General features: G+C 42.4%; 17 protein-coding genes and 1 pseudogene. 13 read left to right on the top strand and 5 right to left on the bottom strand.

Going from position 1 to position 26,410, the window contains the following annotated elements:
• The first annotated feature begins 7 nt into the window (after positions 1-7).
• The 6 genes from KSX81_RS11830 (at position 8) to KSX81_RS11805 (ending at position 6,096) form a co-directional block, all read left to right on the top strand.
• Positions 8-1,189, top strand: coding sequence for a glycoside hydrolase family 88 protein (locus KSX81_RS11830; protein WP_004322632.1), 1,182 nt, complete (start codon positions 8-10; stop codon positions 1,187-1,189).
• Between the two features lie 12 nt (positions 1,190-1,201).
• Positions 1,202-1,675, top strand: coding sequence for a hypothetical protein (locus tag KSX81_RS11825; RefSeq protein ID WP_004316116.1), 474 nt, complete (start codon positions 1,202-1,204; stop codon positions 1,673-1,675).
• 29 nt (positions 1,676-1,704) lie between these two features.
• A complete protein-coding gene (locus KSX81_RS11820; protein WP_004322631.1) occupies positions 1,705-3,744 on the top strand; it encodes a fimbrillin family protein in 2,040 nt (679 codons plus the stop codon).
• Positions 3,745-4,553: 809 nt separating this feature from the next.
• Entirely contained in the window at positions 4,554-4,748 is a 195-nt protein-coding gene (locus KSX81_RS11815) for a helix-turn-helix domain-containing protein (RefSeq protein WP_004298788.1), read from the top strand.
• Between the two features lie 11 nt (positions 4,749-4,759).
• Positions 4,760-5,083 (top strand): HipA N-terminal domain-containing protein, encoded by a 324-nt coding sequence (locus KSX81_RS11810; RefSeq protein ID WP_004298791.1) that lies wholly within the window; start codon positions 4,760-4,762, stop codon positions 5,081-5,083.
• 2 nt (positions 5,084-5,085) lie between these two features.
• A complete protein-coding gene (locus KSX81_RS11805) occupies positions 5,086-6,096 on the top strand; it encodes a type II toxin-antitoxin system HipA family toxin (RefSeq protein ID WP_004322628.1) in 1,011 nt (336 codons plus the stop codon).
• 87 nt (positions 6,097-6,183) lie between these two features.
• On the opposite strand, the gene KSX81_RS11800 is transcribed toward KSX81_RS11805, so the two are convergent.
• Positions 6,184-7,095, bottom strand: a complete 912-nt coding sequence (locus KSX81_RS11800) for a helix-turn-helix domain-containing protein (RefSeq protein ID WP_004322625.1) — start codon at positions 7,093-7,095, stop codon at positions 6,184-6,186.
• A gap of 223 nt (positions 7,096-7,318) precedes the next feature.
• Here KSX81_RS11800 and KSX81_RS11795 point away from each other — a divergent pair, with 223 nt between their 5' ends.
• From KSX81_RS11795 to KSX81_RS11785, 3 genes and pseudogenes are all read left to right on the top strand, one after another.
• Complete coding sequence (locus KSX81_RS11795; RefSeq protein ID WP_004313771.1) at positions 7,319-8,425, top strand: efflux RND transporter periplasmic adaptor subunit; 1,107 nt, start codon at positions 7,319-7,321, stop codon at positions 8,423-8,425.
• A 14-nt stretch (positions 8,426-8,439) separates the two neighbouring features.
• Positions 8,440-11,619 (top strand): annotated as a pseudogene (locus tag KSX81_RS11790) (efflux RND transporter permease subunit).
• Between the two features lie 12 nt (positions 11,620-11,631).
• Positions 11,632-12,996 (top strand): efflux transporter outer membrane subunit, encoded by a 1,365-nt coding sequence (locus KSX81_RS11785; protein ID WP_004322621.1) that lies wholly within the window; start codon positions 11,632-11,634, stop codon positions 12,994-12,996.
• Positions 12,997-13,154: 158 nt separating this feature from the next.
• On the opposite strand, the gene KSX81_RS11780 is transcribed toward KSX81_RS11785, so the two are convergent.
• Positions 13,155-14,834: a SulP family inorganic anion transporter gene (locus KSX81_RS11780; RefSeq protein ID WP_004298804.1), complete on the bottom strand. Its 1,680-nt coding sequence runs from the start codon at positions 14,832-14,834 to the stop codon at positions 13,155-13,157.
• A 249-nt stretch (positions 14,835-15,083) separates the two neighbouring features.
• On the opposite strand from KSX81_RS11780, the gene rbr reads away from it, so the two are divergent.
• The 4 genes from rbr (at position 15,084) to KSX81_RS11760 (ending at position 18,816) form a co-directional block, all read left to right on the top strand.
• Positions 15,084-15,662 carry a rubrerythrin gene (gene rbr / locus KSX81_RS11775; protein WP_004298806.1) on the top strand — a complete coding sequence of 193 codons (579 nt, stop codon included), beginning with the start codon at positions 15,084-15,086 and terminating at the stop codon, positions 15,660-15,662.
• A 153-nt stretch (positions 15,663-15,815) separates the two neighbouring features.
• A complete protein-coding gene (locus KSX81_RS11770) occupies positions 15,816-16,661 on the top strand; it encodes a DNA adenine methylase (protein ID WP_004298811.1) in 846 nt (281 codons plus the stop codon).
• A complete protein-coding gene (locus KSX81_RS11765) occupies positions 16,654-17,967 on the top strand; it encodes a type II restriction enzyme (protein WP_004298814.1) in 1,314 nt (437 codons plus the stop codon). The genes KSX81_RS11770 and KSX81_RS11765 overlap by 8 nt, the downstream gene beginning before the upstream one ends.
• A gap of 9 nt (positions 17,968-17,976) precedes the next feature.
• A complete protein-coding gene (locus tag KSX81_RS11760; protein WP_004298816.1) occupies positions 17,977-18,816 on the top strand; it encodes a DNA-methyltransferase in 840 nt (279 codons plus the stop codon).
• Between the two features lie 200 nt (positions 18,817-19,016).
• Here KSX81_RS11760 and KSX81_RS11755 read toward each other — a convergent pair whose 3' ends face one another.
• The 3 genes from KSX81_RS11755 to KSX81_RS11745 all read right to left on the bottom strand — a co-directional run bounded on the left by KSX81_RS11755 (position 19,017) and on the right by KSX81_RS11745 (position 26,401).
• Positions 19,017-22,970 carry a hybrid sensor histidine kinase/response regulator transcription factor gene (locus tag KSX81_RS11755; RefSeq protein ID WP_004298818.1) on the bottom strand — a complete coding sequence of 1,318 codons (3,954 nt, stop codon included), beginning with the start codon at positions 22,968-22,970 and terminating at the stop codon, positions 19,017-19,019.
• Positions 22,971-23,084: 114 nt separating this feature from the next.
• Positions 23,085-24,788, bottom strand: a complete 1,704-nt coding sequence (locus KSX81_RS11750) for a hypothetical protein (RefSeq protein ID WP_004322616.1) — start codon at positions 24,786-24,788, stop codon at positions 23,085-23,087.
• A gap of 59 nt (positions 24,789-24,847) precedes the next feature.
• A complete protein-coding gene (locus KSX81_RS11745; RefSeq protein ID WP_004322614.1) occupies positions 24,848-26,401 on the bottom strand; it encodes a RagB/SusD family nutrient uptake outer membrane protein in 1,554 nt (517 codons plus the stop codon).
• Between the last annotated feature and the right edge of the window lie 9 nt (positions 26,402-26,410).

Genomic DNA, 26,410 nt, shown 5'->3' with positions numbered 1-26,410 from the left:
GGAACGTATGAGAATCCTATTAATATCTATACTCGGACTTTTGACATTGGCCTCCTGCACGAAGCAGGAGCCGATGGAGGCGTTGATTGACCGTGTATTTACCGTTGCGGAGCAACAATACACGGCTATGGACACCCGCCTGACAGAAAAGACACTTCCCCGCACGCTCTCTGCCGACGGTGAGTTTGTTCCCTCGAATATCTATTGGTGGTGTAGCGGCTTCTATCCCGGTTCCCTCTGGTATATCTACGAATATACCCGGAAGGATGCAGTGAAAACACTGGCCGAGAAGAACACGCTGAAACTCGACTCTATACAATACGTGACCAGGGATCACGATGTCGGTTTCCAGTTGAATTGCAGTTACGGCAATGCTTTCCGGCTGACAGGTAATGAGGCTTATAAACAAGTGCTCTATCAGGGTGCCAAATCCTTGTCAACCCGCTTCAATCCTGCTGCCGGTGTGATCCGTAGCTGGGACTTTGTACGCAAAGGCTGCGACTGGAAGTTTCCGGTGATTATTGACAATATGATGAACCTTGAATTGCTGTTGTCCATGTCGAAAGCCTACGCCGACGACTCTTTGCAGAACATTGCCTGTACGCATGCCAATACCACTATCCAGCATCACTTCCGGGATGATTATTCCACCTATCATCTGGTGGATTATGATCCTGAAACGGGTGCGGTGCGCGGCAAGCAAACGGTGCAGGGCTTCTCGGACGACTCCTCCTGGAGCCGCGGACAAGCATGGGCTTTGTATAGTTATACGATGATGTTCCGTCTGACGGGATATCAGAATTATCTGTTGCAAGCTGGGCATATCGCTGATATGCTGCTTCGCCGTTTGCCGGCCGATGGTATTCCTTACTGGGATTTCGACGCTCCGGTAGAAGAGCAGACCTATCGGGATGCTTCCGCTGCGGCTATCATGGCCTCCGCCTTTATCGAACTAAGCCGTTATATCCCCGGCACGGAAGCCAAGGAATCTTATCTTGCCATGGCAGAAAAGCAACTCCGTACGCTTGCCTCGAAAGAGTATCTGGCAGAACCGGGTACAAACGAATGTTTTATCCTGAAGCACAGCGTGGGTGCACTTCCTGATAAAAGCGAAGTAGATGTCCCCCTGACGTATGCCGATTATTACTTTTTAGAAGCATTGCTACGGTATAAGAATCTACAAAAATAAAACTAATACAATATGATTATGAAGAACTTACATATAAGCATGGCATTTATCTTCGTATTACTGCTGATAACTGCCTCCTGTTCGGACAAGGATGATTCGGCTCCACGTGTCATCCCCACCATGAACCTAACAGTTTCGGAGATTGCAGACAATACGGCTCTGATTACTTCCGAACAGCAAACAGGTACTACATTCGGAGCGAAAGTCATTGAATTCTATCCGGTGGCCGATATCGGTTTTGATTATAACATTGAAGTGAAGCTGGTGAAATTCGTAGAAGAGAACGGAGAACCCGTATCTCTGCCCTATACGCGCAAAATCACCGAAGGATTGCGTCCGGGAGTGAATTACATCAGTGCGATCATCGCCTATAATGCCGAAGGACGTGCCGTGTGTTCCGCTTTCCAGACCTGGAAAGCTTCAGGAACGGAAGGAGCATGGAGTGACGGCGGTTCTGCCGGTGATCTGGAAGAGAATGAATGGTAAAAATGGTGTAACTCAAAAGAATGAATGGTATGAAAAATAGATTATTTGCAATAGGTGCAATGATTCTTATGATGACAAGTTGCACGCAGGACGAACTTATTTCGTCCGATAAGGGCAAAGAACCGGCAACGGCAGGTTCATGTCTGACATTGGTTGGACTCTCGTCTCCGCAGACGCGTGTTTCTATCGGTGACAAAACAGGGGACGTTTATCCGGTGCTCTGGAGCGAAGGGGATGCCTTGGGTGTGTTCTCTCGTACGGCAGGGACCGACATCAATAATGTGCAGTCTTTATTAAGTGATGAGTCGATCGGGCAAAACTCCGGTGTCTTTACTTCGGACGACGTGAAGATGGCGGAAGAAGGAGCTACGGAACTTCTTATTTACTATCCTTACCGGGCAAGTACGGAACTGGCCGAAAATGGCAACAAGATAACTTCTACCCTGTCTGTTGAGCAGGAACAAAGCCGTCCCGGCGATAGCCGTCATATTGGAAAGTATGGTTTTGCGTTTGCCAAGGCTACGGTCAGCAGTCCGGATATGCTTGCTAAGTTTACGTTGAACCATGCGATGGCGTATGTGAAGTTCAGTATCTCGTCCCAGGAGCTTTCTACGTACAAACTCAAGAGTGTCTCTTTATATGACAAGGAGACAAAAACTCCTCTTTCCGGTGTATTCACAGCAGATTTGGATACGGACGAACTGACCTACGGTACGGATGTGAAACCGTATGCCACTGTTTCACTGACTACTCCCGAACTGCTCGCTTCCGCACAGGATATATACCTGACTACGTATCCTGCTGATTTGAGCGGCAAAGAAGTGTACATTGTCATCACTCTGGAGAATGACCAGCAGACTGTTACAATTCCTATTCTCAAAGAAGGAAAGCAACTGAAAGCCAATGCTGTCAATACGATTGCTGTCAACAACCTGAAACTTTCGGATAATTCCTGCGAATGGTACGAGCCGGTAGAGACACGTCTGCTGGCAGGAGGATGGGCTTATGGCGAGTCCAACTGTCTGTTGACGAATATTTCTACCAGTGGCGTGAGCAATACGATGAGTGTGAAAGCACGTGGTAACTTTATGGAAGTGGAAGAACCCAAGTATGCCAAAACTATTCTGGGTTGCGATTTGAACGTTAATCATAAGATGATTGCCGTGAATGGCTCTACTACGGACATCTCTCCTATTGGCAGTGATTACAATATTACGATCAACACCTATAAAGTAAGTGGAGGCTATGACGGCGGTTGCGGTCAGGTGGCTATCTATGGAGCGGATCAGACTACCGTCATCTGGAGTTTTATTATCTGGATGACCCCTACTCCGGCAGAACACCCTTATGGTAATACGGGATATGTAGTGTTGGATCGTAATCTGGGTACTTATATGACGTGCGAAGGAGACAACTGGAAGCAAAACGGTGTTTACTTCCAATGGGGACGTCCTACGCCGGTCGGCTGGTCGGGAACCGTGGGTACTAATATACCTACCGAAGCCACCAACGTCCGATTCTCTATAGAAAATCCCCGTGCATTGCTTTATACCAATAATGTAGAGAATACAAAATCCGACTGGTATCTGGGCGCATGGACCGGTGCACGTACCGATCGTAAAGATGACTTCTGGGGTAACCCGAATGAATCGAGCACTTATCTCAATCCTTCTGACGGTCATAAATCTATTTATGATCCTTGTCCGAAAGGTTACCGGGTTGTATCTCCCCGCGTATTGGATGAGATAGAACAGAAAGGTGAATTTGTGAAACAGAGCGCAACTGCGGTATTTAAATATTGCTATGACGGTACGAATTACGCATATTGGCCGTTGGCAGGTTGTAAGTGGGGTTCCAACGGCGGTAATAATGGCAACAATACAGGATTGGATACCGCTAAGGGGGCCGCTTGTTATTGGTCTAACTCATCGGCAAGCAGTTATGGAAATGACAAGGATCAGGGAGCTACTTCTCTGTATTATAAAGTCTCCGATAAGACTTGGACACATTCCTCCGGTCGTTCCCATGCGTTCTCCGTGCGTTGTATGAAGGATGCCGAGAATCGTTGATTCTCTTCGTTGATTCTCTTCATTGAGAATATGAAATAGAATTCCCCGCTATATGAAAGTTTCTGCCTGTCTCCGGATACAAGGAACTTTCATATAACGGGGAATCTGTTCTGTTTTTAAGATATTCACGAAAAAAGGAAAGAAAGAAAAGAGCCAAACAGAAAATAAACTGCATGAACAATTGCAAGAATATACATTATATCTCTCTATTTTGTATTTATTTCCTTGAAATATGCACGATATGGTGTAATTAAACGCTCTGTTTGCCGTAATCAAACCCTCTGTTTGGTTTAAACAAACCGTCCGTTTGCTATAATCAAACCCTTCGTTTCTTTTAAAGGAAGCTAAACTTGGTTTTTGAAGAGGATATATTGAGCTACTTTGTCTTTTTCTATTGTTTCTTTATAAATAGCAATCTGATGCATCTCTTGTGAAATGATAGCTGTTTGTGCTTTTGAATGGCTACTTTTATTGCAACTTGTTTGCTAATAGTACCTATCTGGTGTTATTTGCGAAATCTGTAACTCTAAATGGAGGGCGTTTTTCATGAAGTGCAAGGAAACGGCTCGAATGATGAAGAGCAGGACAGATAAAATATACAATTCTTCATGTTGGCACTTTTTTCAGCGATCAATGTCTTTCCTCTATAAGTATGTATCTCTCTTAAATCACCATATATGGTGAAAAGCATGATAGTATGCTTTTATACTATGCTATTTATGCGTAAATTCACTGTATATGGTGAATTAGCTTGTTTTTCTACTAAAAAGATTCTATCTTTGTGAGAAAGTCACTATATATGGTGAATTATGGATTTAATAGAGATAGGAAAACATATTCGCGAAAGGCGTAAAGAGTTGGGCTTGGATCAGGCTACGTTGGCAACTCTTGCAGGAATAGGGATTAACGCTTTGGTCCGCTTGGAACGTGGAAGTGGTAATCCCCGCTTCGATGTCCTTTTTAATGTCCTGAAAACTTTAGGACTTAGTATTCATATTCAATAATAGACACGCATATGAGTCGATCTGCCAAAGTCTATATAAAAGGTATTTATGCCGGTCTGTTAACAGAAATAGATCGTGAACACTATTCATTCTGTTATGATACGGACTATTATAATAATCCACAACTCCCAGCTGTCTCACTGACCATGCCCAAGACACAGCAGGAATATACCTCTTCCTATCTTTTCCCTGTCTTTTTTAATATGACATCTGAAGGGGATAATCGTATTATTCAAGCTAGAAACCTGCATATTGATGAAGAGGATGATTTTGGTATTCTTCTGGCTACTGCCCATACAGATACAATCGGAGCAATAACAGTTAAAAGAATATGATAATGGAAACAGATACTCATATTTGTCCCTCACTTTTACGGGAGACTGGCGGAGAAAGCGGATACTCACCCAAAGCCTTGAAACAGCTTTTTGACGGAGAAAATATATCTTGTGAATTGCCTTATAAGCATTTTGATGATAATGTCGGCATTGATATCTTCAATAACAATAGCAAACGCATATCTGTTTCAGGAGTCCAGATTAAGTATTCTTTAGTTGCCGATGACGGGATATTGCGATTAACCAAAGAGGGAGAACAGGGCGAATTCATATTAAAGCCTGTCCCTAATAATCTTCGTAACAAGGAGTTTTGCCCTGCCAACGAACATTTGACAATGCAGATAGCTGCGCAAGTATATGGGATTCCGACAGCTCCTAATGGATTATGCTTTTTTCAGGACGGAACCCCTGCTTATTTTGTACGACGTTTTGATTTGTCGGAGAAAGGAAAGTTACAAAAGGAGGATTTTGCTTCTTTAGCCGGGCTTACCAGGAAAAATGGAGGTTCCGATTATAAATATGATAATCTGGCTTATGAAGAGTTCGCAGGAATTATAGATAAATACAGTTCTGTGCCACAAGTAGATAAACTACGTTTCTTTGAACTTGTTTTATTCAATTTTGTCTATTCTAACGGCGACGCTCATTTAAAGAACTTTTCTTTATTGGAAGAGAAAAAAGGAAGATTCCGCCTATCTCCTGCATACGATTTATTGAATACTCATCTCCATATAAACGATGGTATCTTTGCCATGAGCAAAGGTCTGTTTGTTAATCCTGAATCGGATTATTTCGGTGCTGCATCGGCGGTTACAGGAAAAACATTCTATTATTTTGGTTTGAAAATAGGCCTACCCGAACGTTTGGTAAACTCTTGTCTGGAGAAATATACTAAGGTATATGAATTAACAGATAAACTGATTGAACATTCTTTCCTTTCTAAAGAACTGAAACAGCAATATAGACTTATGTATAAGTCAAGAATCGGGAGTTATCTTAGTGTTATTGAGTAATAATGTGCACATTATTACTCATTTTTTATAGTAAGATGAGCAAGACTCCCAAAAAGATTTTTCTAACATAAGAATCTATTCTTTTTGTCATTCTTCTTTTCTGTTCCGATAATTGGCCGGTGATGTTCCCAAATGCGCTTTTACGTATTTCCCGAAAAAGGACTGATTGGGGAAGTTGAACTCTTCCGCAATTTCCTTGATAGACTTTTCCGAACGTTTTAATCGGTATTTGATATGCTCCACGGCAGTTTCATTAATCAAATCCAACGGAGTCCTGCCACACGCCTGTTTGATGACTTTCGAGAAATGCTTCGGAGTGTAGCAAAGCTCGTTGGCAAAATAGCTCACCGAACGGTGCATGCCCTTGTCCTTCGATAACAGTTCCATGAACTTCCGCAAAATGTAATTCACCTGTTTGATACCTTCTTTCGAACCTTCCGTGTTGCCGGCAGCTTCCATTTCCTTGTGAAGCTGTCCCAGCATTTCGCAAAAGATAGCGGAAAAGAGATATTGCATCACTTCTTTGTGGTAGCAATGAGGCTCATCGTTTATCTTGGCTATAATTAAGTCCCGGTAGAATCCGAAGAAAGTTTTATCCTCCCCGTTGCCAACCGACTTCACCGGATTGTTATGGATATGAATGGCAGTATTCCACGTTTCCTTTTCCATTTTAATAATACGTTGCAGGAAACGGGTAGAGAATCCGGCAAGCCTGACCTTATATTTAGGACTAAGCATCGTATGGCTGATAATCGTATTGGGCAGACCGAGCAGCAGCTCGCCCGCCTGCAACTTGTAGGTCCGGTAGTTGACGTCCAGCTGGATGCACCCTTCTATGCAAACCGCGATGAGAAAACAATTCAGTTTGATTGTATCATTACTATAAGGAGTCCCCTCCAGACTGTTGACTATCGCAAAGTCATCATCTATATAATCAAGGACGTGCTGACTGTCCTTAAAATCCTCTATATCCACCGTAATAATGTTCTCTTTTTCCATGTTCTTTCCTTTCTTACTTTTTGCAAAGTTGGTGAATAATCGGGAAAACAGAATGTCCCATACTTCTTCAGATTTGTTTGATATGTCGTTTATTGCCAAATAGTTAGATGTAATAAACGTAAATGGCGAGAATGGGACATTTATGGAGGGAAATTGGTCACTGTTGCCTTGTTCTTTTCTCCTACTTTTGTCCAGGATTTAACAAAAGACCAAAAGAGAAAGTATGATTACAGTAAGCAAAAAATGGATACGGCTGATAGGGATTGTCGGTTGTACAGTGTGGATGGCATCTTGCAAGCAGGCATCGGATGCGGGAGTGAAATCTTCTTCTTATGCAGTAATGCAGATAGAAGCGGTGGATAAGGAATTTTCTTCTTCCTATTCGGCGAGCATACGTGGGCGACAGGATATTGATATTTATCCGCAGGTGTCGGGAACGATTGAGAAACTCTGTGTGACCGAAGGGCAAAAAGTACGCCGCGGGCAATCGCTTTTCATTATCGACCAAGTGCCTTACAAGGCCGCACTGAAAACCGCCACTGCCAATGTGGAAGCAGCACGTGCCGCGCTGGGTACTGCCGAACTGACCTACAAAAGCAACAAAGAACTGTATGCGCAGAAAGTAGTTTCGGAATTCAGTCTGAAAACGGCCGAGAATTCTTATCTCACCGCCAAAGCTCAACTGTCGCAGGCCGAAGCCCAGGAGATCAGTGCCCGCAACAATCTCTCTTATACCGAAGTGAAAAGTCCCAGTGACGGAGTCGTAGGTGCATTGCCTTATCGTGCAGGCGCATTGGTAAGTGCCAATATGCCCTATCCGCTTACTACGGTCAGCGACAATTCAGATATGTATGTCTATTTCTCCATGACCGAGAATCAGTTGCTTGCCCTCACCCGCCAGTATGGTGACATGGACGAAGCCTTGAAGAACATGCCGGAAGTGGAATTGCGCCTCAATGATAATTCGGTTTATGATAAGAAAGGTGTCATCGAATCCATCAGCGGCGTCATCGACCGGCAAACGGGTACTGTGGTGGCGCGCGTGGTGTTTCCCAACGAATCGCGGTTGCTTCATAGCGGAGCCTCGGGCACGGTGGTAGTGCCGAGCATTTATAAAGACTGTATCGCCATCCCGCAGACGGCCACCGTGAAGATGCAGGATAAGACGATTGTATATAAGGTAGTGGACGGGAAGGCTGTCTCTACCCTGATAACAGTGGCCGAAAACAATGACGGGCGCGAATATGTGGTGCTGGACGGACTGAAAGCAGGTGATGAAATCGTATCGGAAGGCGCCGGACTGGTGCGCGAAGGCACGCAAGTTAAATAAGAAGGAGATTGATTATGAAAGGAAATGTGTTTATAAAACGGCCGGTGATGGCTATCTCCATCTCTGTCCTGATTCTGGCCATAGGGCTTATTTCGCTCTTCACGCTGCCGGTGGAGCAATATCCTGACATTGCGCCTCCAACGGTATATGTAACTGCCAGTTATACGGGTGCCGATGCCGAGGCAGTGATGAACAGTGTCATCATGCCACTGGAGGAGAGTATCAACGGTGTGGAAGACATGATGTATATCAGTTCCAGTGCTTCCAATGCAGGTTTGGCTATTATACAAGTTTATTTCAAGCAGGGCACAGACCCCGATATGGCGGCAGTCAACGTGCAAAACCGTGTGGCGAAAGCACAGGGATTGCTTCCGGCTGAAGTAACGAAAGTCGGCGTCAGCACGATGAAGCGGCAGACCAGCTTCTTGCAGATTGGTGCTTTGGTCTGCACGGACGGTCGATACGATCAGACGTTCCTCGCCAATTATCTGGACATCAATGTCATTCCCCAGATTAAACGTATCGAGGGAGTGGGAGACGTGATGGAGCTGGGCGATACGTACAGTATGCGTATCTGGCTGAAACCGGAACGGATGGCGCAATACGGACTGGTTCCGTCGGACATTACCGCCATATTGGGTGAACAGAACATCGAAGCTCCCACCGGTTCACTGGGCGAGAGTTCGAAGAATGTTTTCCAGTTTACAATGAAATATCGCGGACGCCTCAAAAGCGTGGAAGAATTCCGGAACACGGTTGTCCGTTCGCGGGAAGACGGTTCCATACTTCGCCTGCAAGATGTGGCAGAGGTGGAGTTGGGTACGATGACGTATAGTTTCCGCAGTGAAATGGACAGTCAGCCGGCCGTTCTTTATATGATATTCCAGACAGCCGGTTCCAATGCTACCGCTGTCAACAAAGAAATCACTGCGCAGATAGAGCGGATGGAGAAGAATCTGCCGGCAGGAACGGAGTTCGTCACGATGATGAGTTCCAATGACTTCCTTTTCGCTTCCATACACAACGTGGTGGAGACGCTGATTATCGCCATCATTCTGGTCATCCTCGTGGTCTATTTCTTCTTGCAGGATCTGAAGAGTACGCTGATTCCCTCCATCTCTATCATTGTGTCGTTGGTGGGTACGTTTGCCTGTCTGGTAGCTGCGGGCTTCAGTCTGAACATCCTGACACTGTTTGCGCTGGTGCTTGCCATCGGTACGGTGGTGGATGATGCCATTGTGGTGGTGGAGGCCGTGCAATCCAAGTTCGATGCCGGGTATAAGTCTCCTTACCTTGCCACGAAAGATGCAATGGGCGACGTGACGATGGCTATTGTCTCCTGTACCTGTGTATTTATGGCTGTGTTTATTCCTGTAACCTTCATGGGAGGTACTTCGGGCGTGTTTTATACGCAATTCGGTATCACGATGGCAACTGCCGTAGGTATTTCGATGATTTCGGCTTTGACGCTCTGTCCCGCTTTGTGCGCCATCATGATGCGTCCGTCGGACGGAACCAAGAGTGCCAAGAGCATCAACGGACGGGTACGTGCAGCTTACAATGCTTCGTTCAATGCCGTATTGGGTAAATATAAGAGAGGTGTGATGTTCTTCATCCGCCATCGCTGGATGGTGTGGACTTCACTGGCTGTTGCCGTTGCCTTGCTGGTTTACCTGATGAGTACCACTAAAACGGGACTTGTGCCGCAGGAAGACTAGGGTGTCATTATGGTGAATGTCAGCATTTCACCGGGAAGCACGCTCGAAGAAACCACGAAAGTGATGGACCGCCTGGAAAATATCCTGAAAGATACGCCCGAAATAGAACACTATGCCCGCGTAGCAGGATACGGACTGATATCCGGTCAGGGAACTTCGTACGGTACGATGATTATCCGCCTGAAAGACTGGAGCGAACGAAAGGGCAAGGAGCATAGCTCGGATGCTGTGGTGTCCCGCCTCAACGGACAATTCCAGTCTATAAAGGAAGCACAGATATTCAGCTTCCAGCCTGCCATGATTCCGGGTTACGGTATGGGTAACTCCCTCGAACTGAACCTTCAGGACATGACGGGTGGAGAACTGGCTACGTTCTATGAAGCGGCTATACAGTTCCTCGGTGCTTTGAACGAGCGTCCGGAGGTAGCGATGGCTTATACATCGTATGCTATCAACTTCCCGCAGATATCGGTGGAAGTGGACGCTGCCAAATGCAAGCGTGCGGGAATTTCGCCGAGTGCGGTGCTCGATGCGGTGGGCAGTTATTGCGGTGGCGCGTATATCTCCAACTATAACCAGTATGGTAAAGTATATCGTGTGATGATGCAGGCTTCGCCTGAATATCGTCTCGACGAGCAGGCGCTGAATAATATGTTTGTACGCAATGGTACGCAGATGGCTCCGGTGAGCCAGTTCGTGACGCTGAAGCAAGTGCTGGGACCGGAAACGGCCAACCGTTTCAATCTTTACAGCACCATCACCGCCAATGTGAATCCTGCCGACGGTTACTCCTCCGGCGAGGTGCAGAAAGTGATTGAAGAAGTGGCTGCACAGTCTTTGCCGGCAGGCTACGGCTATGAATATGGTGGTATGGCGCGCGAAGAAGCAAGTAGCGGCGGTGCGCAGACGGTTTTCATTTACGCCATCTGTATCTTCCTTATCTATCTGATTCTGGCCTGTCTTTACGAGAGTTTCCTCATACCGTTTGCCGTTATCTTCTCCGTGCCGTTCGGGCTGATGGGGTCGTTCCTTTTCGCCAAAATACTCGGGTTGGAGAATAATATCTATCTGCAGACGGGTGTGATTATGTTGATCGGTTTGCTGGCTAAGACGGCCATTCTGATTACGGAGTACGCCATAGAACGTCGCCGCAAGGGAATGGGTATCGTGGAGTCTGCCTACTCTGCCGCACAAGTCCGCTTGCGTCCTATCCTGATGACGGTGTTGACGATGATCTTCGGTATGCTTCCGCTGATGTTCTCCTCCGGTGCAGGTGCCAATGGTAACAGTTCGCTGGGTACGGGCGTCGTGGGCGGTATGGCAGTCGGGACACTGGCATTGCTCTTTGTCGTTCCGGTTTTCTACATCATCTTTGAGTTTTTGCAGGAGAAAATCCGTAAACCGATGGAAGAGGAACCAGATGTGCAGGTGCTTTTAGAGAAAGAAAAGAGTGAAGTTGAACGCGAACGTAAATAAATGAAAGAAAGAATGAAGAAGAATATCATCACATTAGTTGCCATCAGTCTGTCGTTGAGCGGTTGTGGCATCTATACCAAATATGAACCCGCCACTGTCGTTCCCGACGATCTGTACGGCGGGGAAGTGGTGACCGAAGACACTGCCGGTCTGGGTAATATGGACTGGCGGGAACTCTTCACCGACCCTTATCTGCAATCCCTCATCGAAGTGGGATTGCAGACCAATACCGATTATCAGTCCGCCCAGCTCCGTGTGGAAGAAGCACAGGCCGTACTTATGTCCGCCAAACTTGCTTTTCTGCCCGCTTTTGCTCTTGCTCCGCAGGGAACAGTGAGCAGTTTCGATACGCAGAAGGCTACGCAGGCTTATTCGTTGCCCGTTACTGCCAGTTGGGAGCTGGACGTTTTCGGGCGTATGCGCAACTCCAAGAAACAGGCGAAAGCACTTTATGCTCAAAGCGAAGATTACCGTCAGGCAGTCCGTACACAGTTGATAGCAGGTATAGCCAATACCTATTATACCCTATTGATGCTGGACGAACAACTCGACATCTCCCGTCAGACGGAAGAGGCATGGAAAGAAACCGTTGCGTCTACCCGTGCATTGATGAATGCGGGACTGGCAAACGAATCGGCTGTATCGCAGATGGAGGCTGCCTATTATCAGGTGCAGGGTTCGGTCCTCGATTTGCAGCAGCAGATCAGTCAGGTGGAGAATAGTCTTGCCTTATTATTGGCGGAGACGCCACGCAACTATGAGCGCGGTATATTGGCAAAGCAACAGTTTCCTGCTGACTTCTCGATAGGGATTCCTGTCCGGATGCTTTCTTCCCGTCCGGACGTCCGCTCGGCAGAGCGGACGCTGGAAGCGGCGTTCTATGGCACCAATGCGGCACGTTCGGCTTTCTATCCTTCCATCACTTTGAGCGGGAGTGCCGGATGGACAAACTCCGCCGGGGCGATGATTATCAATCCGGGCAAGTTTCTCGCGTCGGCGGTAGGTTCGCTTACGCAGCCGCTCTTTAACAGAGGACAGGTGGTGGCACAATACCGCATTGCCCGTGCGCAACAGGAAGAAGCGGCGCTCGGTTTTCAGCAAACGTTGCTCAATGCCGGTAGTGAGGTGAATGATGCGTTGATTGCCTATCAAACCAGTCAGGGAAAAAGAATCTTGCTGGATAAACAGATCACTTCCCTGCAAACGGCTCTGCGAAGCACTACTCTGTTGATGGAGCATGGTAATACAACCTATCTGGAAGTGCTTACCTCCCGGCAGTCGTTGCTTAGTGCGCAACTGTCGCAGACGGCCAATCATTTTACTGAAATACAAAGTTTAATTAACCTATACCGTGCTTTAGGAGGAGGTCAGGAATAAACTGTATCATACTCTCTGTTTTCTAATTTAATGAAAGAAGGGCTGCCGGAGAAGTGATTCTGTGGCAGCCCGTTTGTTGGTCATATATGCCCAACACATTGAATCTATATGTCCAATACACACGGTATATATAGCTTGCAAGTAGCTGATAAACAGCGTTATTCTACCAGACTTTTCGCTCTTTCCAATGCTACGTTGATATTCGGGCAGATATTCTCTTTTCCCAGCAACTCGTAGAATCCGGCTTTTTCCAGTACATTATGCACGTTCTCGTTGACTCCCGAAAGAATAATGGTAGTCTTTTCCTTCTGCGACATTTCGCAGAGAGCAGTCAGGTTATGAATACCTGTGGAGTCGATAAACGGAACTTTGCGCATACGGATGATACGTACTTTCGGGCGGTCTCCCAGTTGTGTCATTGTTTCTTCAAACTTGGTAGCGATGCCGAAGAAATAAGGGCCGTTGATTTCGTATACCTCTATACCTTTGGGAATCATCAGGTTTTCTTCGTGTACGGTAATATCCGATTCTTTGTTCGGGTCAATCTCATCGGTAATCACCGAGATTTCGGTAGTCTCCATGACACGTTTCATAAAGAGGACGCAGGCAATCACCAATCCTACCTCGATAGCGACAGTCAGGTCGAAGATAACGGTCAGGAAGAACGTGATAAGCAGTACGGTAACGTCCGATTTCGGATTCTTCAGTAAAGCTCTGAATACACGCCATCCGCTCATGTTGTAAGATACGATGACCAGTACTCCGGCAAGGCATGCCATCGGGATATATTGTGCGAGTGGCATCAGGAAGAGCAGAATCAACAGTAATACTACTGCATGAATGATTCCGGCTATCGGTGTCTTACCTCCGTTGTTGATATTCGTCATGGTACGGGCGATAGCTCCGGTGGCAGGAATACCTCCGAACAGAGGAGCTATGATATTGGCAGCTCCCTGTGCAATCAGTTCTGTATTGGAATCGTGGCGGTCGCCTATCACACCGTCGGCTACCGTGGCAGACAGCAGCGACTCGATAGCTCCCAATACGGCAATGGTGATAGCCACCGGAAACAGTTCCCTGATAGCTTCCCAATCCAACGCAGGCACAACGGCATCGGGCAACTCCGATTTGATGGTGAAGCGGTCGCCGATTGTCTGGATGCAGTCGATCCCTCCGAAAGTTTTCATCAGGTAAACGGCTACCGTGACTACGATGATGGCAATCAGCGAGCCGGGAATTTTCTTTGAGAACTTCGGAGTGATGGCGATAATAATAATGCTGACAATACTAACGATGGTATTCCACCAGTTGATCGTGTCGAAGTGTCGGAAATAAATCAGCCACTTCCCGACGAAGTCTCCCGGCACTTTCTCGTCTCCGAAAGATAAACCGAAAATATCGGCAATCTGGGTCGTGAAAATAGTGACGGCGATACCGCTGGTAAATCCGACGATGATAGGATAAGGAATGAATTTGATGACAGCTCCCAGCTTGAACACTCCTAATAATACAAGGAGTACGCCCGCCATTAGCGTGGCTACAATCAGTCCGGCCTCGCCGTATTGTTGTATGATGCCATAGATAATGACGATAAATGCTCCCGTAGGACCGCCGATCTGGACTTTGCTGCCTCCCAACAGGGAAATGATGAATCCCGCAATGATAGCGGTGATAATACCTTTTTCGGGCGAAACTCCCGAAGCGATACCGAAAGCGATAGCCAGTGGAAGCGCTACGATACCTACGATGATGCCGGCCATCAGGTCCGCCATAAACGTTTCTTTCGAATAATTCTTTAGACAAGAAACCAGTTTGGGTTTAAATTCAAATAGCTTCATTTTTAGATGTTATTATACGTGTACTCTGTACTTTTTTGCAAAGTAGAGGTTGCAAAATTAGATAAAATAATCGAAATAAGTATGTTTTTGAACATACTATTTGTCTGTTGATAGATTTCATCAATGAGGTGATAGTTTTTATTCATTAAGAAAAGGTGGTTTATTGTGAACAAATCGTTTATATTTGCGTTATAAATAGTACGACAAGTTACGTTTGGTAATCAACCAATTTAAAATATATATAGAATTATGGCTAAGAGTATTAAAGGAACTCAAACAGAGAAAAATCTGTTGACTTCATTCGCAGGAGAATCACAGGCTAGAATGCGTTACACTTATTTCGCAAGTGCAGCTAAAAAAGAAGGCTACGAACAAATTGCGGCTATTTTCACTGAAACTGCCGATCAGGAAAAAGAACATGCAAAACGTATGTTTAAGTTCCTCGAAGGCGGTATGGTAGAAATCACTGCCAGCTATCCGGCCGGTGTAATTGGTAATACACTTGAAAATCTTCGCGCTGCCGCAGCGGGTGAACATGAAGAATGGTCACTGGATTATCCTCACTTTGCCGACGTGGCAGAACAGGAAGGTTTCCCGATGATTGCTGCTATGTACCGCAATATCTCCATCGCAGAAAAAGGTCACGAAGAAAGATATCTTGCCTTCGTAAATAACATCGAAAATATGACTGTATTCGCTAAAGAAGGCGAAGTGGTATGGCAATGCCGTAACTGCGGTTACATTGAAATCGGTAAGGAAGCTCCTGAAGTTTGCCCGGCATGTCTGCATCCACAGGCTTATTTCGAGGTGAAGAAGGAAAACTATTAATCTACGGATGAATTAGATAGAGGGGATATATCCATTAGGTATATCCTCTTTATATGTTACTATGGAAATCATATTATACGATTCAGAAATAAAAAGATTAAAACTCTCCAAGTTTCAAATGGATTATCTATCTTTGCTACAAATTGCAGTTGTATGTCATCAAGAAGAACTAATAAACTTGTAGTTCCCTTTGTAAAGTGGGTTGGAGGAAAGAGGCAGATACTTTCAGAAATTGAAAAGTATTTGCCTTCAAAATTTGCAACTTACTACGAGCCTTTTATTGGTGGAGGAGCGTTACTTTTTCATATACAGCCAAAAAATGCCATTATCAATGATTTTAATGCTGAATTAATAAACCTTTATACTGTAATAAAAGAAAATCCATTAGAACTGATAGCGGATTTGAAAAAACATAAAAATGAAGCAGACTATTTTTATGAGATTCGGAGTCTGGATAGAGATAGAGAGAAATTTTCGGCATTAACAAACATAGAAAGAGCTTCGCGAATTATATTTCTAAATAAAACTTGTTATAATGGTTTATTTCGAGTGAATAGCTCTGGGGAATTTAATACTCCTTTTGGTAGATATAAGAATCCTAATATAGTCAATGAGATAACTATAAAAGCTGTCTCCTTATATTTGAATAATTCCAATGTCTTAATAATGAATGGTGATTTCGAGGAGGCTTTACATAACGTTTCTAAAGGTGATTTCGTTTATCTCGATCCTCCTTATGATCCGTTATCAAACAGTTCTTCATTTACGGGATATACTCAGGGAGGATTTGATCGTACAGAACAAGAACGGTTGAGAAATGTTTGTGATTGGCTGCATGCAAAGAAGGCAAAGTTTCTCTTATCAAACTCATGTACTGATTTGATTCTTGATTTATATAAGAACTATAACATAACTGAAATAAAGGCCATTCGATCCATCAATTCAGATGCTGAAAAGAGGGGACAGGTCTCTGAAGTATTAATAAGAAATTATGAATAATGCAAGTAAGATAGACACTAATTGGACGAAAATTTTTAATAAATATCCTATTCTGCAAACTATAAAAGATGAAGGAAAGTATATTATAACAGCACAACAAATTAAAGAATTTTGGGAGCCTCGTTTGATGACTAAACACGATCATAGTGTCAATAGACCCCAGATATTTATAGATAATTCTTTGTCTATTTTGCCAATTACACGAGGAAGCTATATTATTGGTGCAATGGACTTGTATCATGATTTTGCATTATCTGATAGAGAGAAAGTCTTTGATAGTACAGATAGTATGCCTGTTTCTTCACCTGCATTTATTGAGTCTATTGATTTTAATAATATCACAAGTGAGGCTACGGCTATTAATAGCATATATGTTTCGGATATTCTCAGGGATTTCTTGAATGAACCGACCTTGTTGCCTACGGTAAATGGGCGAATGGGAGCTGGAAGTTTCTCATTTAGTGTCAATTGTTTGTCAGGTGAAGATACTTCTCTTTTAGTGGATGTAAGTAACTCACAGATAGAGATTGATGGAGGTTATGAAGGAACAAATTCTTTGTGTTTGATTGAAGCTAAAAGTTCTCTTTCTACAGATTTTTTGGTACGCCAACTTTACTATCCTTTTAGATTATGGACTAATAAGATAACTAAGCCTATCAGACCTGTATTTTTATTGTATAGTAATGGTACATATTATTTATTTGAATATGCTTTTGAAGAAATAGGTAATTATAATTCCTTAAAGAGAGTGCAATATAAAAAATATCGTATTGAGAACGATGTGATAACCTTACAGGATATACTTGAGATACCAAAGCGTATTCCAGTTGTCAAGGAACCGCAAATTCAATTCCCACAAGCAGATTCGTTGGAACGCATTATCAACCTTTGTGAAATTATGAATTCGGATAATAAAGCGTTTAATAAATATGGTATAGCAAAAATATATAGTTTTGATGAGCGCCAGTCAGATTATTATGCGAATGCAGGTGTTTATTTGGGTTTAATTCAGCGGTATAAAAAAGGGAGTATCTACAATTATAAACTATCGAATTTAGGGAAACAAATTTTTAAATTGCCATTGCGAAGCCGACATCTTCGGGTGGCAGAATTGATTCTTAGCCATAGTCCTTTTAGACAGACATTGAAGAGTTATATTGATAATGCTAATATCCCATCTAAAGAGGAGGTAATAGATATCATGAGGCATTGCGAACTTTACCGCATGTCTGAAAATTTATATTATCGCCGTTCCAGTACAGTGATTAGTTGGATAAATTGGGTACTTAATTTACGTACTGAATAAATTCGTATAATGCCCTTAAAATCATATTATAAATCATCGGATGGAGCATTTACTCTTTTACTTGGCGATTGTCGACAACTTTTGTCACAGTTTGATTTTCAATTTGATATGATTTTTGCTGATCCTCCTTATTTTCTTTCGAATGGAGGGATTTCTGTACAATCTGGTAAAATTGTTTGTGTAGATAAAGGAGATTGGGATCGTAGTTTTGGCAAAGAATCCATTGATAATTTTAATTATAAATGGATTGCTGATTGTCGTGACAAACTTAAAGATAATGGTACAATTTGGATATCAGGGACTTATCATAATATTTTTTCTGTAGCTAATCAGTTAACTGAACTTGGGTTTAAAATTCTTAACTGCATTACGTGGGTGAAAACTAACCCTCCTCCTAATATCTCGTGTCGTTATTTTACATACTCGGCAGAATACATTATTTGGGCTCGTAAAAATAATAATGTTTCTCATTATTATAATTATGATTTTATGAAAATGAGTAATGCTAATCATCAGATGACAGATGTTTGGAATTTGTCTGCTATTGAGGGATGGGAAAAGATACACGGTAAACATCCTACTCAAAAACCGATAAATTTATTAGCTAGGGTTATTGCAGCTAGTACTAGGCCTGGGGCATGGATATTAGATCCTTTTGCCGGTAGTAGTACTACTGGTGTCACGGCTAATCTTTTGAAACGTCGATTTCTTGGTATTGATATTGAACAAAAGTACCTTGAACTTAGTATTCTACGGAGAAAAGACTTGGATTTTCCTAAGGTTCGTGCAGATTTTCTTTCTAGGATTTACAGCATTAATGTTCATGCTATCTCTTTAGAAGATAAATAAAATTGAAGTAAAATACTTGAATTTACAATATTAGAAAAATAAATAGGATGGATAGTTCTTATATGGAAAAGGTACATTTACTGAATATCCCTGCTTAAAGATACAAAAAAGGCAACTGACTTGCAATGAGTTAGTTGCCTTAAATTTTCTTATTTTAGGAATATCCCTACCTATTTTTCGGATAGCCTTTTTTGTATTATCTATTGATTCCGGTAATCTTTGGGAGATACACCGTATTGCTTTAAAAACTCCCGATAGAAATAAGATTTATTAGAGAATCCACATTTAAACATAATCTCGGATACGGTCAACTTGGTTGTCCTTAATAACTTGGCTGCATATTCCAGTCTGATGCCTCGTACAAATTCACTCGGAGTCTTATCTATTATTTCTTTGAACTTCCGATATAAGGTAGCTTTGCTCACTCCTACAAATTCGGCAATAGAAGAAGGGCTTAATAACTCATCATCTATATTATTCTTTATGAAGTCTGTTACATTCTGTATTAACTCTTCGTCTTCCGGATGAAGAACAATCCCGTCTTTCACTTTCACAGAAGACATGCTGGAATTGAAATAGTCCTTTAAAAGCATTTGTCTCGACAGCAGATTCTCTATGGTGGATATCACCTGCCTCGGGTGAAATGGTTTGACGATATAAGCATCCGCACCATGGTTAAAGGCATTAATCTGGTCTTCTACAGAAGCCTTTGCCGATATTCCTATGATCGGAATATAACTTGTTTTCAAATCGGATTTCAATTTATTAATCAAGCTCAAGCCGTCCATATTGGGCATGACAATATCACTTATAATAATATCAGGATGATTATGTTCTATCTCTTTCAAAGCCTCCACGCCGTCTTTTGCTTCGTGTATCACATAATCAAAGAGGACATCTTTCAGCAGGTCTCTGATATTCTTTTCATCTTCCACTATCAGTATGACAGTATCTTTGCGAGGGGATAAGTGATCCTGCCCGTTCTTTTCTTTCTGCAACGAATCTTTTTCATCCGTTACAACAAGTGAATGATCGGATGGTAGAGAAGGAATCACGACTGAAAATTCAACACTTTTTCCCAGTTCACTATTTACACTTATCTGCCCGCCTAATAATTCAACCAGACTCTTGGTTAGATTTAAACCTATGCCATTGCTTACAGAGTTACCCAATTTGGGAGTATCAAATATCTTATACTTATCAAATATCTCTGCCATCTGTTGCTCGGTTAACCCCTTGCCGGAATTTCTTACGAGCAAGTATAAGGTTTTATCAGGCTCATTTTGTGATATTTCAACATGAATATATCCATAACGAGGAGTATATTTGAACGCATTCGACAGTAAATTGAATATAATTTTTTCCAAAGCATTGCGGTCGGAATAGATCTCTGACGTATCATGAGTCTCTACCTTGAAGTCTATTTTATTCTCTTTCAGGATATCCACATAATTGTTGGAAGCATATTCCATCAATGATTTTACGTTCACATTTTCAGGATGCAAATCCATATTGCTCGATTTAGTTTTACGAAACTCCATCAACTCACTAATCAGCTTCTGCATCCTTTCGGCATTATTCTTTATTATTTGGAGATATTTCTTTGTACTACCATCTACACCGTCCTGTTCCAACAAGTGCTGTGCAGGTGTATAAATCAAAGTTAGGGGGGTAAAGAATTCATGTGCCACATTGGTGAAGAAATTGAGCCGGGATTCATAAATCTTCTGTTCATGCCGTTTCTCTACCTGGGCTATAAGAACCTGGCGGCTTAACCGTATGCGATTTTTGATAACAGACTTTGTGATGTAGAAGATAATAATGCACAATATGGCATAGATAATCAATGCAGGAACACTAAGCCACCACGGATAACCTACTTTTATAGTTAAGCGATAAATGTTATTTCCCCATACTTTGTCGCCATTCGTGCTCTTCACTTCAAGCTGGTACTCACCCGGAGGAAGTTGGGTAAAGATAATATTCGGGTTATTACCCATCCCCACCCAATCATCCGAGTGGTTTTTCAAGCGATAAGCATATTCACAGTTTTCATTATTAATAAAGTCTTTGGCTATGAAATTGAAAGTCATGAATCTTTCTTCATAGCTAAGTTTTAACACTCCTTTTCTGATACGTTCATTAATGTCCTGTACCGTATTATATATCTTCAAACTACTTAATATAAGTGGAGGATTAAACTTGCGCAAATGTATATTTCGAGGATTGAAATAACTAAACCCGCTTACTCCTCCAAAGTACAAGAAATCACGATGATCCTTGAAGAAAGCTCCATCCGAGAATTCATCATTCTGCAATCCGTCATTCAAGGTATAATTATCTATTTTATTGTTTTTTACATTCAGGCTAGACAATCCCTGGTTGGTACTGATCCATATCTTTTCTTCGTGGTCTTTTAATATTCCATGAATTGTTTTATTATTCAATTTCTCGTCGGCATATTGTATCAGGCGAAAATCATTCTCCTCCTTTTTCAATTCGTTCAGTCCATAACTTGTTCCTATCCATATATTGGCATCATCACGCAGTAAGCACAATACATCATTATTGGTCAGTAAAATCCGACTGTCCATATCCTCCAATGATTTTATGCTGTTATCTTTCATGTTGATACAGTTCAAGCCTCCGCCACGTGTGCCAAACCATAACATATTGTTTTCCGGATCGGATGTAATGGCATAAACAACATCGTTATTCAATGAGATATTCTTATCCGACGAATTATATTGCCTGAATCCTTTAACGTGATAACGACCTTGCTCTCTGGAAATATTTATTTTGATTAAACCATATCCTGATGTTCCCACCCATAAAAGAGAATCATTGTTCGTAAAATAAATGTTGTACACAGCCTTGAAAGGCGGGTATTTGTCAGGTATCTCTAGCTTTTCCAATCGTCCCGTAGCAGCATTCAATATATTGATTCCGGTTCCTTCCGTTCCGATAAAAATGTCATTCGCTTTATTTCTCCTCAAGGCATAGACAGAATTGGAAATCAATCCTTTACTCTCATTCAGATAATCTGTCAATTCTTTCGTTGCAGGATTCAACAGTTTTATTCCGCTTCCTTTTGTTCCTATCAGAATATTACCATCTTCATCTTCACAAAAACATCTCACAGGGTGACTGGTGTGAACGGTTTCAAATAAAGAGTCGTAATGATAAAGTTGAATTAATCCTTGTCCGTCCGTTCCTATCCACAATATGTTCTGACTACCGGAATAAAGAGTGAAGACTGATAACTGACTGGATAGTTCGTTCAGGTAGGTAAAAGTATTCTTTTTTAAATCATAATGAATACATCCCCCTTCTATAAAGCTGACGTACATCTTGTTCTCTGCTAAAATAACCTGCGATACAGGTTTGCTACTATCCAGCTCAATGCATTGGGAAACTGTAAAGTCGGGATTTAAAAGGAAAAGTTTGTTGTCTTTGTTTAAGATAAATCTGTCTTTCGACAGAAATATCTTATCTACAGGCGTCTGTATGTCGACTGTGCGTAAATCACTCTGTTTTCCTCCGTTAACGAGTAGATTGTAAGTCAGATGCACGGTATTTCCATTATTTAAAAGGAAAAGCATACGATCGGAATCACTCACGGAATAATCCTTTATATGACTTGCAAAGTCTGTGTTAATCGGATTAAACTCATCTTCAGAATCATTGTAGACAAAGAACCCCAGCCCCTTTATGAGGCAGATAATATCTCCTGCCGCACTCTTTCCTAAAATAAAAGACTTTTCCTGATTGGGTACTTTATTATCTGTTCTTAAATAATACCTTGTTATCTGACGGGTTCGTTTATCTAACCGATTGATTCCATTATCTGTTGCTATCCATAAACTGCCCTTACATTCGATAATCTGGCGGATAACGTTATTACTTATAGAATTCGGATTGTTTTTGCTATATCTGAATGTCGTAATTTCTCTTCCATTATATGCATTCAGTCCATCCCATGTCCCAATCCAGATTGTATGTTCTGCATCTTCCAAAATACAGTTTACTGAATTATTTGTCAGTCCGTTAACATTTGATATGTGTTTTGCCACATTAAAAGCATAAGACTTTGTGGAAGTGACAAATGCAATAATCAGAATAAAAAATAATTGTGCGTATAAGATGTTTCTCATGTAAATGAATGTTATTTATACGGTTAGGATAATAGCAAATATAAGGAATTTATTTTATTCCGCGCATATTTTCATCGGTAACGGAGGACTTATACAATTGTGGAATAGTCAAAATTACAAACGATAATCTACGATTTCACCGTCAACAATCAATTTACCATGTTTCTTTGTTTTTTTAGCGGAAGCAGGAATACAAACAATAGTTACGGCATTGTCCGGGTTCAGGATAATGCTTGTTTCGCCGGTACAATTTTTCTTTATGTATTTTTTGGATACCAGATCGTACAAGTCCGTAGGTTCCGTAAAGTGTTGATTCAAGGTTACCTCTTTGGCTTCAAAGTAAGGATTGAATAAAAGGTAAGTAGGATATTTTCTTGTGGAATAAAAATCTGTGGCATTACAATCCAGTTGAAGAATACATTCCACATTAGTAGTATCTACAATAGAGGCTAGCATACCCACCCAGGCCGAGCCATACAAGCAAATATCTGTAGCTGAAGACATGGTTTTTACTTGATCCCCAATAGCATAGGGACCCTCATCGGACAATAATCCCTGGAACGGTTCAAAGTGATTGCCATGATACAAATCCTTCCTCAATCCTTCATAACAAATGACGTGTTGAGGATCACCTTCCCAGATAGAACTTGACTGACGGTTGCGGGGGTGCTCGTCTGCATAAAATAAGCGGCAGGCGTTTGCCAGGTTCAGCATCCACTTGCCTATTGTGGAAGCATAAGCCGGGTTGTATTTTACAATTGGGACAAGTGCGGCAGCTTGTGAAAAGGTGTTCATGGCAAAAGCATATTGTTCATCCTTTTTTTGTCCTACCAATCCGTGTACGTCGTATTTGTTCCAACGCTCACACATCACTCCCCATCCGTCACGGTCTGAATTATTACCGTCGAAGCACCAGTTCAGCATTTTCAGCTCATCATAAGCAGTTCCAAGTTCTGCATTCATGCGCACTGCCAGATAAGCCCCATAGGGCATCATTATCTCATAGAAAGTACCTTCTTTCTGGGGACGGTTTTGCAAGAATGCCATGCATTGGCGTGTAGCATTCAGATACTTTTTATCTCCGTATTTAATCCAGGAGATGTATTGCAACCAAGCAAGTCCTGCGGCTGCATCCGGTTCACGCCATACTTTATTATAGTACCCTTTACGGTTCTTAAAGTTGAAGGCGGTGAAGTTGAAGTCCGGATATTCTCTACCTTCACTCAAGTCTTGAATAGCAGCATACCAATTGTCGACAGTGATCTTCATCGGCTCCTGCATCTCTGTTTTTTGAGGATATAAATCTACCAGCATCGAATAAGCCATTGCCGGCCATATCTCATACCAGAAACTTTCTCCGGCTTTCCTGTCGAGTCCGTTCAATATAAGATTGGTTCCATTCTTCTTGTTGAAGAATTGCCGTATCATTGATACATAATCTTTTCCGTCATCATTGCTTTTGTCTACTCCTATCAGACTTGCACTAATGAGTGAGCCCATAGTGGGAAGAGATTCATAAGAATTTCCTCCTAACCGTCTTTTATCTACGTAGCTTGGAAGTCCGAAAGTGCGGAATGGAAAGTTTACTTGCGAATCGTCCCACCAGATAAGAGGTAAGTTCTGTCCTTTGGCGTTGAAATCGTAAAATAGTCTGTCCTGTTTCGTGGCTATATCTTTCCAGTTTTTCATTTTATAGGGGAAAGGTACATTGGGCATATACTGTACTAAGCGGATCTCTTTTTGTTCTATCGGCTTTTGTGCCGGCAGGTTGTTGAGAAAGAAAAAACCTGCTACGAGAAATAATAATGTCTTTTTCATGGTCAGTTGGTTGTTAAAAAAGGGCGGATTATAAAATCCGCCCCCTCATTTTATTCATATTAAAAACCCGGATTTTGGGAAAGAATATTGTTGCTCTTATCCCTTTCACCTTGCGGTATCGGAAACAGATAATCTCTGTCGTCCCTAAAATTGGCACCTTTCGATGTATTATATTTGGTTGCATAAGCACGCATAACGGTTCCGAAACGTTTTTGTCTCATCAGGTCATCCCGTCTCCATCCTTCCATTGCCAATTCACAACGACGTTCCTTCCAGATGATTTCTTTCAGGCGCTCTTGGTCGGTTTCTGTTATGTCGGGCAGTGTATTAGTTGTTGTAGCAGGAATATACGCCTGTTGATCTCTTCTCGGATCTATCGGATTAGTTTTGCGGGCTCTTTCTCTTACATCATTCAGGTAAGGAAGTGCAAGCCCTGGTTTTCCATTTTCGTTTAATACTTCGGCATACATCAAGAGAACATCGGAATAACGGATTAAACGAATGTTGTAACTAATCATCCAGACGTCGAAACCTGTTTTTTCTACTGCTGGCACAGTCATCTTGTAATCATGATAACCGCTTGGAGATTCAGCATTGTCCTGCGCTTCAGTATCACCTTTATATCTATCACCAGTTTGTGTGAATACATAAGTAATACGTGGGTCATCTGCGTCAAAGGCATCATGGAGATCTTGGGTTGGTACGTGAAATCCATATCCTTGATAACCGGAGATGCGTCTGCTTGTGAAGAAGTGAGGGACATTGGTACCTGTGGCTATGTTTTTGTCATATACTTTGTTGGCAATCTCAAATACTGATTCCGAACTGTTTTCATATTCAGTGCGCCAGTTCATGCCGTAATCACTCAACAATGTATAGTCTTTGTCCACTTCAATAATATCATGAAGTACCGTTTCGGCAGAGGTAAAATCACCTTTGAACATGTATGTTTTAGCAAGCATTGTTTTAGCAAAGCCACGTGTTGCACGATAAGCATCACCTTCAGAGTAATCTCCTTTTGCAGGAAGTGCGGAGGCATCGGTTAAATCATTCACAATACATTCATATACCTTCTCCAATGGGGAGCGGGGTATTTGCAGTATTTCAGCGGGTTGCATCGGCGTAGTGATTAGAGGCACTTCTCCGAATGTAGTGACCAGACAATAGTACCCGAATGCTCTCAATGCTTTAGCCTCGTTTGCATAACGTTTCAATAGTTCTTCGTTTCCTATTGCATCAGGAGCATAATAAATCACATCGTTACAGCGATTGATTAATCTGTACAGAATCTCCCAACGACGTCCTACTTCACCATTGGTTGTGTAGATCGTAAAGTCGGACAAGTCGCGTACTTCGGCACGGTCACCGTCATTTCCTCCTCCTTTTAGAGCATCATCGGTGCTGCAATCACCCACAAAATAATGATTTAATGCATATTCATTCCAAGTTGTACGTAATTGAAGATAAGCTCCAGTCAAGGCTTGTTCAATATCGCTTTCCTTCTGATAATAATTATCGCTTGTGGTTTTACCATAACTTGGTTCGTCGAGAGAGCAGCTATACAACCCCACTCCGGCAAGAGCCCAGCATATTATAAATAATATTTTTCTCATAATGTAATG

Origin of the sequence: Bacteroides sp. MSK.18.37 (genome assembly GCF_019129155.2) — a bacterium.
GTDB classification, from domain to species: Bacteria; Bacteroidota; Bacteroidia; order Bacteroidales; family Bacteroidaceae; genus Bacteroides; species Bacteroides ovatus.
Note: the sequence above shows the minus strand (reverse complement) of the source record. Positions and strands in the feature narration are given on the sequence as shown.